We start from the raw sequence: 530 nt of genomic DNA, 5'->3' as shown, positions 1-530 counted from the left end.
GCGAGGCCGCCGAGATCGGTCGCCGTCACCCGGATGCCGAGCGTGCCGGCATCGGCCGCCGTCGGCGTGCCGCTGAAGGTCCGCGTCGTGGCGTTGAACGACAGCCAGGCGGGCAGCGCCGCGCCGCTGGAAAGCGTTGCGGTGTAGGCGAGCGTGTCGCCGGTGTCGATGTCGGTGAAGGTGTTGGACGGCAGCGCCAGCGAGAAGGCGGTGCCGACGACGGCGTTCTGGTTGGTCGTCTGGGTGGTGATCACCGGCGCGTCGTTGGCGCCGTGGATGGTGACCGTCAGATTGGCCGTGGCGGTGGCGCCGGCGGTGTCGCGCATCGTGTAGCTGAACGTCTCCGTCAGCGTATTGGCCGACTGCCGCAGCGCCTGCACGGCGGCATGGTTCTCGTTGACGGTATAGGTGTAGGTGCCCCCGGCATTGAGCACGAGGCTGCCATAGGTGCCGTTCAGGGCCGCGCCGAGCGTGCCGGCCGTCGCCCCGAAGCTGACGGCGGTGACGGTCTTGGTGTCGCCGGCATCCGG

At 70.2% G+C, this 530-nt stretch carries 1 protein-coding gene; it reads right to left on the bottom strand.

The features are described from left to right. Nucleotides 1–530, bottom strand: a 530-nt coding sequence (locus P0086_RS25190; RefSeq protein ID WP_275790827.1) for a putative Ig domain-containing protein, incomplete at both ends; no start/stop codon positions are given.

This window comes from Mycoplana sp. MJR14 (assembly GCF_029210525.1).
Lineage (GTDB): Bacteria > Pseudomonadota > Alphaproteobacteria > Rhizobiales > Rhizobiaceae > Mycoplana.
The sequence above is the reverse complement of the archived record's forward strand: the minus strand, read 5'-3'. Positions and strand labels throughout refer to the sequence as shown.